Below are 14760 nucleotides of genomic sequence, written 5' to 3'. Positions count from 1 at the left end.
GAGGTGGTGGCCTCGGGGTCACCGCGCTCCCACGCGCCGGCCGTGGCGGTGTCGGTGCCGGACGGGTTGGCCGTCCAGCCGGTCGCCGTCTCGAAGGTGTCCTGCCAGATGGCGGGCGGCGGTGGCGTCGTGACCGCGGTCGTCCACACCGCGTACGCGATGGCGTCGGAGTTCCGGTTCAGCGCGGTGTCGTTGACGTTGGTGATGGTGTCGCACGCGCGGTGGTAGCAGGGGTCGAAGGGCTGACCCGCGGTGCCGCCCCACAGGGTGGCCTGGGCGCTGGTCTTGGTGCCCTCGGCGCCGGTGAAGGTGCCTCCCGCCGGGATGCCCACGGCGATGAAGGGCCCGTAGTCGGAGCGGCCGTCGAAGTCGGTGCCCCGGGTGGCCACGCCGATCGAGCTGAAGTACGCCTGGAGCGTCGCCTCCAGCTGCGCCGAGCCCGCCGGGCCGGGGCCCGAGCCGACGCCGTCGGAGTTGTCGCCGTCGTAGAGGAAGTAGCCCGGGTTGGGCGAGCCGACCATGTCGAAGTTGTAGTAGCCCTTGATCCTGGACCGCTCGGTGGAGGAGAGGCCGTTCACGTAGGCCTGGGAGCCTCGCAGGCCGAGCTCCTCGGCACCCCACCAGGCGAAGCGCAGGTGCCTGGTCGGCGCCAGCGACTGGCGGGAGACCTCCAGCGCGGTCTCCAGGATGGCGGCGCTGCCCGTGCCGTTGTCGTTGATGCCCGGACCGGAGGCCACGCTGTCGAGGTGGGCGCCGATCATCAGGGTGTTGTTGGTGTCGCCTCCGGGCCAGTCCGCGATGACGTTGTAGCCGGTCGCGCCGCCGTAGGTGAACGACTGCAGGGTGGTGGTGAAGCCCGCCGCGTCCAGCTTGCCCTTGACGTAGTTGGCCGAGGCCAGGTAGCCGGGACGGCCGTGGGCCCGGTTGCCGCCGTTGGCGGTGGCGATGGACTGGAACTGCGTGAGATGTGCCTTGACGGCGGTCAGCGAGATGTCCGGTGGGGCGGCCGCTGACGCCGACGGGGCGGTGAAAGCCAGGGGGATGGCGAGGATCGCCGCCATGCCCGTGGTCCACAGTTTGCGCATCATGCTCCTCGGATGTGAGGGTGGGGGGTCCCCCGGGCGGCGCGCCCCCCTGTGCGGAGGCGCGCCGTGAAACCGTGGTGCGTTCGCGTGACCGCTCGCTAGCGGGCGGCGCCCTCGGGCGCCGTCATGAACCTCGCGGAGCTCGCGGAGCTCTTGGCGAGCGCCGCGGCGTTGCGGTCGGGGATGCCGGTCAGGTCGTAGGCGTAGAACGCGGTGGCGTAACCGACGGCCTTGGAGTTGCGCTCGAGCGCGGCGGCGTTGATGTTGGTGATGCCGTCGCAGGCGGAGTGGTAGCAGGGGTCGTAGGCGACACCGGCGGTGCCGCCGAACTTCGCGGCCTGCTCGGGGGTCTTGATGCCCTCGGCGCCGGTGAAGATGCCGCCGGCCGGGATGCCGTTGGCGATGAACGCGCCGTAGTCGGAGCGGCCGGTGAAGTCGGTGCCCTCGAAGGGCAGGTTGCGCTTGGCGTAGAACGCCGCCAGGCGCTGCTCGATCTCGGCCGATCCGGTCGGGCCGGCCGGGGCGCCCTCGGCGTCGGAGTCGTCACCGTCGTACAGGAAGGTGCCGTCGTTCGGCGAGGCGACCATGTCGAAGTTCAGGTAGAGCCGGATCTTGTCCCGCTCGGCCTGCGACAGGCCCGCGACGTACTGCTCGGAGCCGAGCAGGCCGAGCTCCTCGGCGCCCCACCAGGCGAAGCGCAGCCGGTGCTTGGTGGGCACGTGGGCCAGCTTGAGCGCGGTCTCCAGGACGGCGGCGCTGCCGGAGCCGTTGTCGTTGATGCCGGGGCCCTCGGGCACGCTGTCCAGGTGGGCGCCGACCGCGACGATCTCGCCGGACTTGCCCCAGCGGGAGTCGGCGATCAGGTTCTTGGTACGGCCGACCTCGGTCCTGGCGTCGACCTTCAGGTGCACGGTCGTGTTCGGGCTGTCGGCCAGGTCCAGGCCGACGGCCGTGCTCGCCATCACGATGGGCATGTCGAAGCGCCACTCGATGATGTCGAAGACGAGCGGGTCGGTACGGCCCGGCTGACCCTCGTTGAAGAAGATCACTCCGGCCGCGCCGGCGGCCTTGGCGTTGGTGGCCTTGTCGATGAACGGGCAGGTGCCGCGCTGGATCAGCGCGATCCGGCCCGCGACGAAGCCCTCGAAGTCGGAGGCCTCGCAGCCCGCGGTCGAGGTGTTCGGGGTCGGCGCGGGCGGGATGACCGCGTCGACGACCTGCACCTGGGCGGTGACGTCGCCGCCGGCGGAGGAGACCACGGTCACGAAGTCGGCCGGGGTGGCGTAGGTCTTCGCCTCGGGGGCGGTCTGCTCCAGGACCGGGGGGCTGAACTCCTGCCAGCCGAGCGGGAACTCGACGTCGGTCGTGGAGGTCTTGTATCCGGCCTTGCGCAGCTTGTCCTGCACGTAGGCCAGGGAGGCGTCGTAACCGGGCGTGCCCGCGGCCCGGTTGCCGCCGTTGGCGGTCGCGATCTCCTGGAATTTGTCCAGGTGCTTCTGGACGTTCTTCCCCTTGATCTGTGTCGCGAACACGTTGGCCAGCACGTCGGAGACGACGGGGCCGGTGGTCGCGGGGGCCGCGCTCGCCGGGACGGTGAAGGCGAGGGGGAGGGTGATGGCCGTGACCAGGGTGGCGGTCCGGACCATGGTGCGGCGGAACCTCAGGCGCATAACGCTCCTAGGGTGGAACGGGAGGGAATTCCCTGTTGCTGTACATGGCGGAACGTACCGTGACCAAACCCGATCGCCTAGACGTATCTCGGCTGAGATGGGCGAAAAGTTATGGGGCCGACCCTGTCAGGGTTTTCTCAGGGGTGTCTCGGGAACGGGCAGAAGGCGGCCACTCGTTTGAAGAGACATAGAACACCGAGGCGGGGAGAGACATCGTGCACCGTTCGAGAAACCACAAGATAATCGCCGGCGTCTGCGGCGGGATCGCCGAGACCTTCAACATGCCGCCCACCCTGGTCCGGGTGTTCTGGCTGCTGCTCTCGCTCATCCCGGGACCGCTCTGGGTCGCCTACGTGCTCATGTGGATCTTCGTCCCCAAGGCGCCGGCGGTTCGCTACTGAAAATAGGCTGGGGGCATGAGGCGACGCCCACTGTCCCTGGTCCAGGATGACCTGGTCGACTACGAGAAGGCCATGGAGCGGATGACCGACCTGGTCGGTCTGCGGCAGCGCGACGAGTGCTCCGACACGCTCTGGCTGCTCAGCCACCCATCGGTGTACACCGTGGGCAGGCGGACCGACGAGCGCCACCTGCCCGACCCGTCTCACGGCATCCCGGTCGTGAGCACGGGTCGCGGGGGGCAGCTCACCTATCACGGCCCCGGCCAGCTGGTCGGGTATCTGATCGTCAAGCTCGGTGAGGGCGAGGGGATCGTCGACTACGTCCGAGAGGTCGAGCTGAGGCTGGTGCGCGCGCTCGGCGCGCTGGGCGTCCCGGCCGAACGCCGCGACACGCCGCCGGGCTCGGAACTGCTGACCGGCGTGTGGACGAGCGAGACCGGACGCAAGATCGCCTCCATCGGCATGCGCCAGAGCCGCGGCGTCACCAGCCACGGGTTCGCCCTCAACGTCGACGGCGACCTGACCCCGTGGAGCTGGGCGGTGGCCTGCGGCATGCCCGAGGTGGACATGACCTCCATGCGCCGGGAGGCCCCGGACGCCGCGGCGATGGACCGGGTACGGGCGGCCGTGGCCGAGGCCTTCGAGGCGGTCTGACCGTCCCTTCCGCGGCCCCAGGGGCTCAAGGACCTGCAAGACCTTCGGGATCTCCGGGACGTCCGGGACGTCCGGGACGTCCGGGACGTCCGGGACGTCCAAGGGCGCGTGACGGCCCGGCGCGGCTCCCCGGGGAACCGCGCCGGGCCGTCACGGGATACGGCGGGTCAGCCGGTGGGGTCCCCGCCGGTCGTGCCCGCCGGTCCGGCCGGGTCGAACGCCTCGGCCATGTCGACCGTGCGGCGCGGGCCGGTGAACCAGTGCCGGGCCGACAGCACCCACCACAGGCCCACGCCCAGCACCATCACGCCGACCACGATCGGTGCGTAGTTCACCGAGGTCCAGGTGAACTCGTCGCTGAACGGCACCGCGGACGGCACCAGCGGCATGATGAAGTAGATCGAGATGATCACGATCTCGATCAGGGCGATCCAGCACATGACCTTGTACTTGCGTCCCAGCGTCCAGGGGCCGGGCTGGAACCGGTCGCCCATCCGCAGCCGGAGCCAGATCGGGATCGCGAAGGCGATGTAGAGGCCGATGACCGCCACCGAGACGACCGCGTAGAAGGCCAGCGGCACCCCGCCGGGGGCCTCGTACAGGGCGGGCAGGGTGAGGACCAGCGCGACCGCGCAGCCGAAGACGATCGCGTTGACCGGGGTGCGGTTGGCGTCCACCTTCGACCACAGCCGCCAGCCGGGGATGGCGCCGTCCCGGGAGAAGGCGTAGGTCATCCGGGACATCGAGGTCACGCAGCTCATGCCGCAGAAGAACTGGCCGATGGTGGAGATCGCGAAGATCGCCGTGGCCAGGTTGCCGGGGAGCGCGCTGTCGAAGATGGCGCCGACGAAGCCGCCCGCCTCGTTGATCGCGTTCACGTCGGTGGCCGCGAACAGGAAGGCCAGCAGCAGGATCCAGCCGCCGATCGCCGAGTAGAAGATCGACTGCCACAGTCCCCTGGCGGCGGCGGTGGAGGCGCCCTGGGTCTCCTCGGACACGTGCGCGCACGCGTCGAACCCGGTGATCGTGTACTGGGTCAGCAGGAAGCCGAGCGGCAGCACGTAGAACCAGTAGGACGAGTCGGAGAAGCCGGAGTTGTTGATCGTCTCGGTGAAGACGAACGACATCGACTGGTGCGCGTCCGGACCGAAGATCAGGATCAGCACGACCACCGCGGCGCCGAACACGTGCCACCAGACCGAGACGTTCTGCAGCGTCGAGATCAGCCGGTGGCTGAAGATGTTGATCAGCGCGTGCAGGACGAGGATCACCGCGAACAGGATGAACGCGTTGTTCAGGTTGGGGTCCCAGCCCGGGAGGAACCGGTTGAGGGTGATGTTCAGGAACGTCGCGCAGCCGTAGTCGACCGAGGCCGTCACCGCGATCAGCCCGATGAGGTTGAACCACCCCGTGAACCAGCCGTGCACGGGCCTGCCCATCTTCGCGGCCCACCAGTAGATCCCGCCCGCGGTCGGGTAGGCCGACACCAGCTCCGACATGCAGAGCCCGATGATCAGAATGAAGATCGAGATCAGCGGCCAGCCCCACGAGATGGCGATGGGGCCGCCGTTGTTCCACGCCTGGCCGAACGTGGTGAAGCAGCCGGCCAGGATGGAGATGATCGAGAAGGAGATGGCGAAGTTGGAGAAGCCGCTCCAGGTTCTGGACAGCTCCTGCTTGTAACCGAGTTCGGCGAGCCGCTTCGCGTCCTCGTCGACCGATGTGGGCTTGGTCATTCAAGCCTCCTTGCATGGTGGTGCGGGGGGTGTGAAGATCCGGGGCTCGCGCCCCGGACGTGATCGACGAGCCGTCCGAACCCCGGGTCGTCCAGGTCCCGTACGGCTTGCGAGAACTTGTCGGCCGCCTCGGCCCGGTAGTCGAAGTCGGCGTCGGCCGCCTGCTCCCTCAACAGTCCGTGGTGCACGGCGAACCAGAGCGTCCAGGTCAGGTTGGACATGATCAGGTTGAGCCTGACCCGGGCGGTGAACCGCCGGTCGTCGGCGCCGAGGTAGGCGCGGGCCAGCCGGGCGGTCAGGTCGGGGTCGTAGTCGGCCTCGGCGGCGATGTCGCCCAGCTCGAAGGCCGGGTCGTTGTTCCCCGACAGCTGGTAGTCGACGATCCTGACCTCGTCGCCGCAGCGGATGAGGTTCTCCGGCAGCAGGTCGTTGTGGCAGGGCACCGTGGGCGGCGGATCGGCGGCCAGCGCCCGTTCGATCTCCGCGGCCGCGGGAAGGCGGTCGAGGTAGCCGTCGGGTACGTCCAGTTCGTGGGTACGGCACAGGGCGAGGAACTCGTCCAGCTTGCGGAAGATGGAGAAGTCGTTGACGAACCGGGGGCCGGCGTGCAGCCGGCGGCAGGCCGCGGCGATCGGGCCGGGGAGCCGCCGTACCGCGTGCGCGTCCAGGGTGACGCCGTCGAGGTACTCCAGCACCAGGGCGTCGGGGAGGCGGTGCAGCACCCTGGCGCCGATCCCGGCGTCGGCGGCGCGCACGGTGTTGGCGATCTCCTGCTCGATCGGGATGCCCAGGCCGGCCTCGGACACCCGGGGGTCCAGCACGCGCAGCAGCCATCGCCGCCCGTCCGCCGCGTCGAGACGGACGATCCGGTGGCTGAGACCCCCCTTGATCGGCGTCTCGGTCACGGGCTGCCCGGCCCATGCGCGGACGTCCGCCCGGAGATCTGGCATGCTGCCCTCCTTTGGCCTACCTTCAGACCATTGATCCGATTTTGCGAGCACGGTGTTACAGAGGGGTTGCGAACCTTGAAACTTCCCAGCTCTGCGCGGGCGGTCGTGATCGGCGGCGGGGTGGCCGGGTGCAGCGTGGCCTACCACCTGGCACGGCTCGGCTGGACCGAGGTGCTGCTGGTGGAACGGCACGAGCTCACCGAGGGGACGACCTGGCACTCGGCCGGTTTCGTGGGTCAGCTCCGCTCCACCGTCACCCAGACAAAGATGATCATGTATTCGGCGGGCCTGTACCCCGAGCTGGCCGAGCTCACCGGTCTGGACCCGGGCTGGCACGGGGTCGGCGGCCTGCGGCTGGCCACCACGCCAGAACGGGTGCAGGAGTCGCTGCGCCTGGCCGGGGCCGCGGAGACCTACGGGCTCGATCTGGAGATGCTCTCCGGCGCCGAGGCGGGGCGAAGGCTCCCGCTGCTGAACGTCGAGGACGTGCGGGCCGCGCTCTGGCTGCCCGGGGACGGCTGGCTGGACCCGGCGCTGCTGGCCAGGGCGCTGGCGGCCGGGGCGCAGAAGCTGGGCGTGCGGATCCTCACCGGGACCCGGGTGACAGGGCTCGATGTGGTGGGCGGCGCGATCACCGGCGTACGGCTCGCGCGGGGCGACGGGGAGGCCGGGGAGACCGAGGAGTGGTCGGTCCAGGCGGAGACCGTGGTCATCGCGGCGGGCGCGGCCAGTGGCCGGGTCGGGCGGCTGGCCGGGGTGGACGTCCCGGTCGTGCCGATCAAGCATCAGTATGTCGTCACCGAGCCTTTCGAGGTCTCCTCCTTCATGCCCACGGTGCGGGATCCGGACAACATTGTTTATTTTCGGGAGGAGGGCGGCGGGATTCTGGTCGGCGGATATATCCGTGACCCTGAGATATGGGATACGGCCGAGCCGCTGCAGGAGCCTAGAACCCTCTTTTCCCCGAATATGCCGAAATTTCAGGAATCGTGGGATTCGGCGGTGCGGCGCGTTCCCGGCCTGGCCCGTACCGAGATCGTCAAGGTCGTCCACGGCCCCGAGGCGTTCACCCCCGACGGCGAGTTCCTGCTCGGCGAGACCCCGGTCCGCGGACTGTGGGCGGCGGCCGGGTTCTGCGTGCACGGCCTGGCCGCGGCGGGCGGCGTGGGCAAGGTGATGGCCGAGTGGATCGTGGACGGCTCGCCCGAGTACGACGTGTTCGCCATGGACCTGCGCCGTTTCTCCGGTCACGCCCGTTCGGCCTCCTGGGCCCGCGCCAGGGCCCTGGACGCGTACTCGACGTACTACGACATCGTCTACCCCGGCGAGGAGCGCACCGCGGCCCGGCCGCTCCGCCGCTCCCCGGCCTGGGTACGGCACGTGGAGCTGGGGGCGGCGTTCGGCGAGAAGTCCGGCTGGGAGCGGGTCAACTGGTTCGAGTCCAACGCGCGCCCGGGGGGCTCCGGCGTCACCCCGGACGGCCGGGACACGTCCGGCGACCGTGACACGTCCGGCGTCCCCGCCCGGGACAGTGACGACGGCCGGGACGGCGGCGGCCGGGACGGCGGCGGCCGGGACGGCGACGACGGCTCGGAGTACCGTCCCGAAGGATGGGCCGGGCGGGTCTGGTCGCCGGCCGTCCGCCGGGAGTGCCTGGCCACCCGGGACGCCGCGGGGCTGTTCGACCAGAGCTCGTTCTCCAAGCTGGAGGTCGCGGGACCCGGTGCGCTGGAGGGGCTGCAGCGGGCGTGCGCCGGGCGGATCGACCGGCCCGTGGGCTCGGTCGTCTACACCCAGCTGCTGAACGCGCGGGGCGGCATCGAGGCCGACCTGACCGTGACCCGCCTGGCCGAGGACCGTTTCCGCCTGGTCACCGGCACCGCGTTCGGCGTCCACGACGCGGCCTGGCTCCGCGGCCAGGGCCTCGACGTCCGCGACGTGACCTCGGCCCACGCCTGCTACTGCCTCTGGGGCCCGCGGGCCCTCGACATCCTCGGCTCGGTCTGCCCGGACGACCTGACCTTCGGCTACCTGCGGGCCCGGGAGATCAGCGTGGGGAACGTCCCGGTACTGGCCCAGCGGGTGACGTTCGTGGGCGAGTTCGGCTGGGAGCTGTACTGCCCCGCCGAGTACGGGCTGACGCTGTGGGACACGCTCATGGAGGCGGGGACGCCGTTCGGCATGCGCCCGGCCGGGTACCGCGCGATCGACTCGATGCGCCTGGAGAAGGGCTACCGCGTCTGGGGGCTGGACATCACCCCGGAGACCACGCCGTACGAGGCGGGCCTGGGCTTCGCGGTCGCCCGCGACAAGGACTTCCTCGGCCGCGCCGCCCTGGAGGGCCATGGTTCCCGCGGCCCTTCGAACACCGGCACCGCCGACACCGCCGACACCCCCGGCACCCCCGGCACCCCCGACACCGCCGACACCCCCGGCACCCCCGGCACCCCCGGCACCCCCGACACCGCGGACACCCCCGGCACCCCCGGCACCCCCGGCACCTCGGGCGCTTCCGGTGCCCCCGCAGGGGCCGCGCCCGCGCGGCGCCTGTTCTGCTTGGTCCTGGACGACCCGCGGCAGGTCTGCCTCGGCGGTGAGCCGGTCCGCTCCGGCGGCCTGCCCGTCTCACGGGTCACCAGCGGCGGGTACGGCCACCGCGTCGACCGCTCGATCGCCTACGCCTACCTGCCCGCGGGCACGGCACCCGGAGACCGGGTGGAGGTCGGCGTCACCGGCGTCTGGACGGACGCCGCCGTCGTCGCGGAACCCCTCTACGACCCGTCCTCCGAGCGGATCCGCCACCTGCCCTCCTGACGCTCCCGGCCCCCTCGCCTCCCCGGGGAGGCGAGGGCGTCACCGGTGCCCGATTTCCCGTACGCCCCCTCGGCACCGTGCGCATCGGCCATCCTGTGTCACGGAGACCGGCGTTCTCGATGCCCTCCGGGGCCGTTCGAAAGGGTGGTGACGGGACACCGTGGATGAACGGACGAATACCCCCTAAGGGTATGAGGAGGGTGATGAACGGCGCGATGAGAGTGGGCGCGTACGCGCTGGGGCTGGTCGTGGTGTTCGGCGGCGCCCTGGGGACGGGCCGGATGGCCGGGTCGGTCGCGAGCACGGTGGAGGCCACCCGCGGCCCCGCCCAGGGTGCGGACCGGGACGCGGGCCAGGGTGCGGGGCGGCACACCGGTCACGGTGCCGCGCCGGACGCGGGGAACGCCGCGCCGCCCGGCACCGCGCAGCCGACGGCGCGGGCGCCGGTCGTGCCCGGCGGGCTCCAGATCTCCCAGGGCGGGTACAGCCTCCTGCCGGAGACGGACGAGGTGAAGGCCGGTGAGCGGACCGACTTCCGTTTCTCGGTGATCGGTCCCGACGGTCACCCGGTCGACGAGTTCGCGGTCCAGCACGACAAGAAGCTGCACTTCATCGTGGTCCGCCGCGACCTGACCGGATTCCAGCACCTGCACCCCGTCCAGAAGGGGGGCGGGATCTGGTCGGTCCCGCTGGAGCTTCCCTCCGCCGGGGAGTACCGGGCCTTCGCCGACTTCGCCCCCGAGGGCGGCCGGGCCATGACGCTCGGCATGGACCTGTCGGTCGCGGGGGACTACCGGCCGGAACCGCTCGCCGTTCCGGCCGGGACCGCGAAGGTGGGCGACTACACCGTCACCCTCACCGGGGGCCTCGTCGCCGGGCGTACCAGCATGCTCACGCTCTCGATCGCCGAGGACGGCCGGCCCGTCACCGACCTGCAGCCCTACCTGGCCGCGTACGGCCATCTGGTCGCGCTCCGCGACGGGGACCTGGCCTACCTGCACGTGCACCCCGACGGCGCGCCCGGTGACGGGCGCACCGCGCCCGGCCCGGACATCACCTTCTACGCCGAGGTGCCCAGTTCCGGGACGTACCGTCTCTTCCTGGACTTCCAGCACGCCGGGACCGTGCGCACCGCCGTGTTCACCGCGGTCACCGCCCCGGACCCGGAGGCCGGCGGGGCCACCACCCCGGCCGAGGACGCCCACGGTTCCCACGAGCACGGTCACGGGCCGTGAGACCCCGCGGGGCCGGACGTTCCCCGGATCGGGCGCTCGGATCGGGCGCTCGAATGGGGCGCTCGGATAGGGCACCCGGATCGGCCCCTGGCCCGGGTCACCGCCCGGGCCGGGTCACCGCCCGGGCCGGGGTGCCGTCCGGCTCAGGGCACCGGCCGGGGCAGTTGTGCCGGCCGGAGCCGGGCGCCGGTCCCCTTCGGTCCGGGCTTCCCCTTCGGCCCGGTCGTTCCCTTGGGGCCGGCCCGTTCCGCGGGCCGGAGGATCCTTCTCACCCGCTCCTCGTCCGCGGTGTAGATGTGCGGCACGTCGACGAAGATCCGCATCGGCCCGCAGCCCACGGTGAGGCCGTCCGCGACCTCCCTCTGGATCCCGCGGAGCGGCACGTAGTTGAGATAGCAGGTGAACGCGTTCTGCGACCGGAAGGCCGCGGTCATGACCAGACGCCCGGCCCGGAGCCGGAAGGCCAGGCTGGTCAGGCAGGGCACCGCGTCGGGAGGCTCGCCGGGAGCGGTCAGCGAGATCCAGCCGCTCTTGGTGTACGGCTTGGAGCGCAGCACGTCGGAGATCCAGCCGAGCTGGTCGACGCCGAGGAACTGCCGCAGCCGTCCCCCGTAGCTGTACTTGAACGGCGGGACGATCGACCGCTCACTGAACTTGCTGGCGTACAGCGGGATCTTCCCCGGGTCGCCGTGGCATCTCAGGATGGGATCGTCCCAGCTCAGAGCGTTGATCTCGAACAGTACGGCCGGGGCTTCGATGATCGGGCCGCGGTCGTCCAGGGCGGGACCGCCGCTGTCCGTCACGTGTCGCATCAGCCAGATCCACGTCTCCCCACAAGACGCGAACCTGAGGAGGTCGGGCATTCATGTCTCCACGTTGGGGAAATGGTAGGGATTGTGTGGGAGCCGGCGTTGCCGGGAGACGTTGGCGCGCACGTAGTAGACGAAATAGTGGATCAGCGCGAGCAACCCGATGATCACCAGCAGCAGGGCCGGGGTAGGCTCGGCCCCGATCAGCCCGAGCACGCCGACCGCGATGTAGGAGCCGTTGACCAGTGCCAGCATCATCACGTTGATCCCCGGCCACGCCAGCGGCGCGTACGTCTCCGGATAGCGGGGATCGACCGGCAGGTTCGGACTCCAGCCGAGGGTCGAGAAGTGGTCCTTGAGGGGAAGGACGTACAGCAGTCGGAAGTTGTTGAGCGCCCGCGCCGTCCTCATGTGCGCGTTGACCGCCTCGATCAGCCGCAGGAAGGGCAGCACGTTGAGCAGCCCGAACGCGGCGACCGTCGCGAACAGGTACCACGGGACGCTCTCCCAGGCGGCCAGCGCGTCCGGCCTGACCACCTTCGCGCTCGCCAGCGCGACCGCGGCGGCGAACGGGGCGGCGAGCAGGCTCATGGACAACCGGGTCATCTTGATCCGCTCGTCCTTGGCCGCCAGGTAGACCTGGTAGGTGCCGGTGAAGTCGACGGCCAGCAGGCTGACGAACTCCCTGGGCTCCACGGGCGGCGCGGGTGGAGCCTCGGGCGGTGCTTCCGCGGTCGCCCGCGGCGGTGTCTTCCGCATCGGGACCCCCACTTTCGACGAAGAGTGGATTTTCCCGTAAGAAGATATTGACTCAGTTGTAAGGCCAATGGGGGCGTTTTAACGACATACGTATTAAGGCTTCCGTGGACGCCTTTCGGGTGCTCCCCGGGCGGCTTTTCGGGCCGCTGGGGCCCGCGGTGCCGGTGCCGCCGCTCTCCTCGTCCGGCCCCGTCATGGTCAAGGGGACGGGACCTGCTCCTCCGGGACCCGCTCTTCCCCGGCCGCGCTCGTCCCTGCCTCGCGCAGCGCCTCCTCCACGGAGTCGGCCATCGTGAAATAGGTCAGCAGCCCGGTGGTCGCCAGCATGTGACGCAACGTCCGGCTCGCCCCGGCCACCACGAGGCGCGTCCCGGTCTCCTGGCTCCGGCGCAGGCTCCACAGCAGCTCCGCGAGCCCGGTCGAGTCGCAGAAGGTGATCCCCGTCAGGTCCAGGATGAGACAGGGGGGTGCGGCCGGGGTCGTCGTCCCGCCCGCGGTGCCGGGGGACGTCTCCGAAGACGGCGGCACGTCCGGGGAGTCCGGGGAAGGGGAGTCCGGGGAAGGGGGCGCCGGAGGGGCGGGCGGGGGCGGGGGCTCCGGGGAATCGGGAGGAAGGGGCGGCGGGGTGCCCGGGGAGAGGGGCGACGGGTCTCCGGGGGAGAACGGCGGGTCGCCGGGAGAGACGGGTGGCGGACTCCCGGGAGAGACCGGTGGCGGGCCTGCGGGGAAGAACGGCGACGGGACGCCCGGTTCCAGCGGTGACGGGCGCTCCGAGGAGAAGTGCCGCTCCCCGGGGAACGGGCGCTCAGGGAAGAGGGAGGTCTCCGGGGCGAACCGGTGCCCGGGGGAGAAGGGACGCTCCGGGGCGAGGGGGCCGTCCACGGAGGAGGTCGTGGGGGAGGGCTCCGCGAGGAGGGGGGAGGCTCCGGGGAAGATGGTCGGGGTCTCGGGGGCGGACGGGGGCGGAGCCGCGGGCGACGGCAGGCCGTCACCCATGTCCCACACCCGGGTGAGCTCTCTGCGGAAGACGCGCGCGTAGTCGTAGTCGAGCTCACCGCTCGCCCGGACGACGATGGCGTCACCGTAGGTGTCGGCCGATATGGAGAGGGGTTTCGCATCTTCGGGTGGCATGGAAAGGCTCCTTAGACCCGCGGTTCACAGGGCGGGCGTTCCCCCCGTCTTACCAGGTATGCGGATCCCGGTCCCCCGGCACCTGCCGTTCATCCCCCGTCACGGCGGGCGTTCTGCTTGGCGATCCCCTGAAGGACCGCGGTGACGTGCGGGGAGCAGACGGGGTCACGGGAGTGCCGGCCGGAGAACCAGCGCGTCTCGATCACGTAGTCGGCCCGGTGACCACAGAGGCACACGCCGGAGGTTTCGGAGTCGAGCGGGACGACGGCCGTACGGTGAGTCACCATGAGTTAACTTTAGATGCCTTTGATGTTTTTGTGACGTTTATCATTGTTGCGAACGCACACCGGAGTCCCTCGGGCCTCCTTCAGGCCCGCGTCGCCGCCGGATCCGTCGCGTCCGCGCCGAGCGCCGCCGGCGCGGCGGCCACCACCACCGGAGGGCCGAGCCGTTCGGCCGGGACGTCGGCGAACTCAACGGTACAGTCCGAGAGGCCGCCGATGGCCACGATCGCGCGGGCGCGGGCGTCCAGATCGGGCTCGGGGTCCGGTGCGAGGAGCAGGGCGACGAGCCGCCGCCGCCAGACCGTCACGCGCCGTCCCAGGTCGAGGTGGGCCAGGGCGGCCAGCTCGCGCACCGCCATCGCGGTGACCTCGCGGTGCCGGAAGATGATGTCGAAGTAGGTCTGCAGGAGAGCGCGCCGGTCGCGCGGGGCGTCCGCCTCGGCCTCGTCCAGGAAGGCGTCGATGTCGTCGATCAGCGGCTGGACGATGCTCCGGAGCAGTTCCTCCCGCGAGGTGAAGTGGTAGTAGAGCGCGGGCTTGGTGATCCCCAGCCGGTCGGCGATGTCGCGCAGGCTCGTCCGCTGCACGCCCCTCTCCGCGAAGAGCTCCCTCGCGGCCGCCTGGATGCGCGCCTTGGTGTCCGACGGCCTGGCCACCCGACACCTCCTGTCTCCCGCCCGGACCTTCCCGTACGCGGGACGCGGGTGATCGGACCAGGGTAGCGCCGGGCGGGAACCGCTTACCTGTCGACAGTGAGCGGGTGCGCCTCCGGCCGGTGCGCCCCGAGCGGGACGGGGCCCGGGGATCAGTCGTTCTTGAAGGGGTCGTGCTCGGCCAGCAGCTTGTCCAGCCTGGCCTGGTCGACCCGGCTGACGACCGCGGCCTCCTCGTTGCGGTCGCGCACGCACTTGGCCAGCGTGAAGGTCGACGTCACCACGTACAGCAGCCCGAGGGCCATGAAGGACCGGACCCAGACGGTCACGGGCAGGTACGTGATGCCGATCGCCAGGGCCGTCACCGACAGCCCGAAGGAGATGACGGCCTGGGCGTAGAAGGCCGTCGTCGTCGTGTTCTTCACCGGTCGTGTCATGCCACCATCGTCGGCGCGATCCGTGCGCGGCACATGGGCGCGGTTACTTAGTTACTCGTGAGTACGATCTCCGTGCCCTCGGTGGCCGGGCCCCCGGCCCTTCCCCTCCCCTTCCTCGTCCCCGTTCCCCGTCCCCGTTCCC

The 14760-nt window shown here is 70.9% G+C and carries 14 protein-coding genes; 4 read left to right on the top strand and 10 right to left on the bottom strand.

Going from position 1 to position 14760, the window contains the following annotated elements:
- The coding region (locus ACZ6RT_RS20110) for a M28 family metallopeptidase (RefSeq protein ID WP_470155269.1) at window positions 1-1088 on the bottom strand (1088 nt) is incomplete at its 3' end.
- A gap of 95 nt (window positions 1089-1183) precedes the next feature.
- Window positions 1184-2755: a M28 family metallopeptidase gene (locus ACZ6RT_RS20105; protein WP_470155267.1), complete on the bottom strand. Its 1572-nt coding sequence runs from the start codon at window positions 2753-2755 to the stop codon at window positions 1184-1186.
- Between the two features lie 215 nt (window positions 2756-2970).
- Between ACZ6RT_RS20105 and ACZ6RT_RS20100 the strand changes: the two genes are divergently transcribed.
- Entirely contained in the window at window positions 2971-3156 is a 186-nt protein-coding gene (locus ACZ6RT_RS20100; RefSeq protein WP_386238611.1) for a PspC domain-containing protein, read from the top strand.
- Window positions 3157-3171: 15 nt separating this feature from the next.
- Window positions 3172-3810, top strand: coding sequence for a lipoyl(octanoyl) transferase LipB (lipB, locus tag ACZ6RT_RS20095; RefSeq protein ID WP_399185562.1), 639 nt, complete (start codon window positions 3172-3174; stop codon window positions 3808-3810).
- A 167-nt stretch (window positions 3811-3977) separates the two neighbouring features.
- Here the strand turns inward: lipB and ACZ6RT_RS20090 are convergent, their stop codons facing one another.
- Both ACZ6RT_RS20090 and ACZ6RT_RS20085 read right to left on the bottom strand, forming a co-directional pair.
- Window positions 3978-5546 carry an amino acid permease gene (locus ACZ6RT_RS20090; RefSeq protein ID WP_470155265.1) on the bottom strand — a complete coding sequence of 523 codons (1569 nt, stop codon included), beginning with the start codon at window positions 5544-5546 and terminating at the stop codon, window positions 3978-3980.
- A complete protein-coding gene (locus ACZ6RT_RS20085) occupies window positions 5543-6496 on the bottom strand; it encodes a phosphotransferase (protein WP_470155264.1) in 954 nt (317 codons plus the stop codon). The genes ACZ6RT_RS20090 and ACZ6RT_RS20085 overlap by 4 nt, the downstream gene beginning before the upstream one ends.
- 75 nt (window positions 6497-6571) lie before the next feature.
- Here ACZ6RT_RS20085 and ACZ6RT_RS20080 point away from each other — a divergent pair, with 75 nt between their 5' ends.
- Window positions 6572-9310, top strand: a complete 2739-nt coding sequence (locus ACZ6RT_RS20080; protein ID WP_470155262.1) for a GcvT family protein — start codon at window positions 6572-6574, stop codon at window positions 9308-9310.
- Window positions 9311-9513: 203 nt separating this feature from the next.
- Entirely contained in the window at window positions 9514-10545 is a 1032-nt protein-coding gene (locus tag ACZ6RT_RS20075; protein ID WP_470155260.1) for a hypothetical protein, read from the top strand.
- A 143-nt stretch (window positions 10546-10688) separates the two neighbouring features.
- Here the strand turns inward: ACZ6RT_RS20075 and ACZ6RT_RS20070 are convergent, their stop codons facing one another.
- The 6 genes from ACZ6RT_RS20070 to ACZ6RT_RS20045 all read right to left on the bottom strand — a co-directional run bounded on the left by ACZ6RT_RS20070 (window position 10689) and on the right by ACZ6RT_RS20045 (window position 14618).
- On the bottom strand, window positions 10689-11357 hold the full coding sequence (locus ACZ6RT_RS20070) for a hypothetical protein (protein WP_399185567.1): 669 nt from the start codon (window positions 11355-11357) through the stop codon (window positions 10689-10691).
- Window positions 11358-11408: 51 nt separating this feature from the next.
- The gene (locus ACZ6RT_RS20065; RefSeq protein ID WP_399185569.1) at window positions 11409-12113 is read right to left on the bottom strand and encodes a hypothetical protein; all 705 of its coding nucleotides are present in this window, start codon (window positions 12111-12113) and stop codon (window positions 11409-11411) included.
- A gap of 198 nt (window positions 12114-12311) precedes the next feature.
- Window positions 12312-13244 (bottom strand): STAS domain-containing protein, encoded by a 933-nt coding sequence (locus ACZ6RT_RS20060; protein ID WP_470155257.1) that lies wholly within the window; start codon window positions 13242-13244, stop codon window positions 12312-12314.
- 89 nt (window positions 13245-13333) lie between these two features.
- A complete protein-coding gene (locus tag ACZ6RT_RS20055; protein ID WP_399185571.1) occupies window positions 13334-13531 on the bottom strand; it encodes a hypothetical protein in 198 nt (65 codons plus the stop codon).
- Window positions 13532-13611: 80 nt separating this feature from the next.
- On the bottom strand, window positions 13612-14184 hold the full coding sequence (locus ACZ6RT_RS20050; RefSeq protein WP_470155255.1) for a TetR/AcrR family transcriptional regulator: 573 nt from the start codon (window positions 14182-14184) through the stop codon (window positions 13612-13614).
- A gap of 149 nt (window positions 14185-14333) precedes the next feature.
- Complete coding sequence (locus ACZ6RT_RS20045) at window positions 14334-14618, bottom strand: YiaA/YiaB family inner membrane protein (RefSeq protein ID WP_399185574.1); 285 nt, start codon at window positions 14616-14618, stop codon at window positions 14334-14336.
- Between the last annotated feature and the right edge of the window lie 142 nt (window positions 14619-14760).

This window comes from Streptosporangium sp. NPDC050148, from assembly GCF_055586505.1.
Note: the sequence above shows the minus strand (reverse complement) of the source record. Positions and strands in the feature narration are given on the sequence as shown.

What these genes read in the sequence shown, in the direction of transcription:
- ACZ6RT_RS20070 (WP_399185567.1), bottom strand. Translation starts at nt 11,357, where the DNA reads ATGCGACACGTGACGGACAGCGGCGGTCCCGCCCTGGACGACCGCGGC.
- ACZ6RT_RS20105 (WP_470155267.1), bottom strand. Translation starts at nt 2,755, where the DNA reads ATGCGCCTGAGGTTCCGCCGCACCATGGTCCGGACCGCCACCCTGGTC.
- ACZ6RT_RS20085 (WP_470155264.1), bottom strand. Translation starts at nt 6,496, where the DNA reads ATGCCAGATCTCCGGGCGGACGTCCGCGCATGGGCCGGGCAGCCCGTG.
- ACZ6RT_RS20090 (WP_470155265.1), bottom strand. Translation starts at nt 5,546, where the DNA reads ATGACCAAGCCCACATCGGTCGACGAGGACGCGAAGCGGCTCGCCGAA.
- ACZ6RT_RS20045 (WP_399185574.1), bottom strand. Translation starts at nt 14,618, where the DNA reads ATGACACGACCGGTGAAGAACACGACGACGACGGCCTTCTACGCCCAG.
- ACZ6RT_RS20065 (WP_399185569.1), bottom strand. Translation starts at nt 12,113, where the DNA reads ATGCGGAAGACACCGCCGCGGGCGACCGCGGAAGCACCGCCCGAGGCT.
- lipB (WP_399185562.1), top strand. Translation starts at nt 3,172, where the DNA reads ATGAGGCGACGCCCACTGTCCCTGGTCCAGGATGACCTGGTCGACTAC.
- ACZ6RT_RS20060 (WP_470155257.1), bottom strand. Translation starts at nt 13,244, where the DNA reads ATGCCACCCGAAGATGCGAAACCCCTCTCCATATCGGCCGACACCTAC.
- ACZ6RT_RS20055 (WP_399185571.1), bottom strand. Translation starts at nt 13,531, where the DNA reads ATGGTGACTCACCGTACGGCCGTCGTCCCGCTCGACTCCGAAACCTCC.
- ACZ6RT_RS20075 (WP_470155260.1), top strand. Translation starts at nt 9,514, where the DNA reads ATGAACGGCGCGATGAGAGTGGGCGCGTACGCGCTGGGGCTGGTCGTG.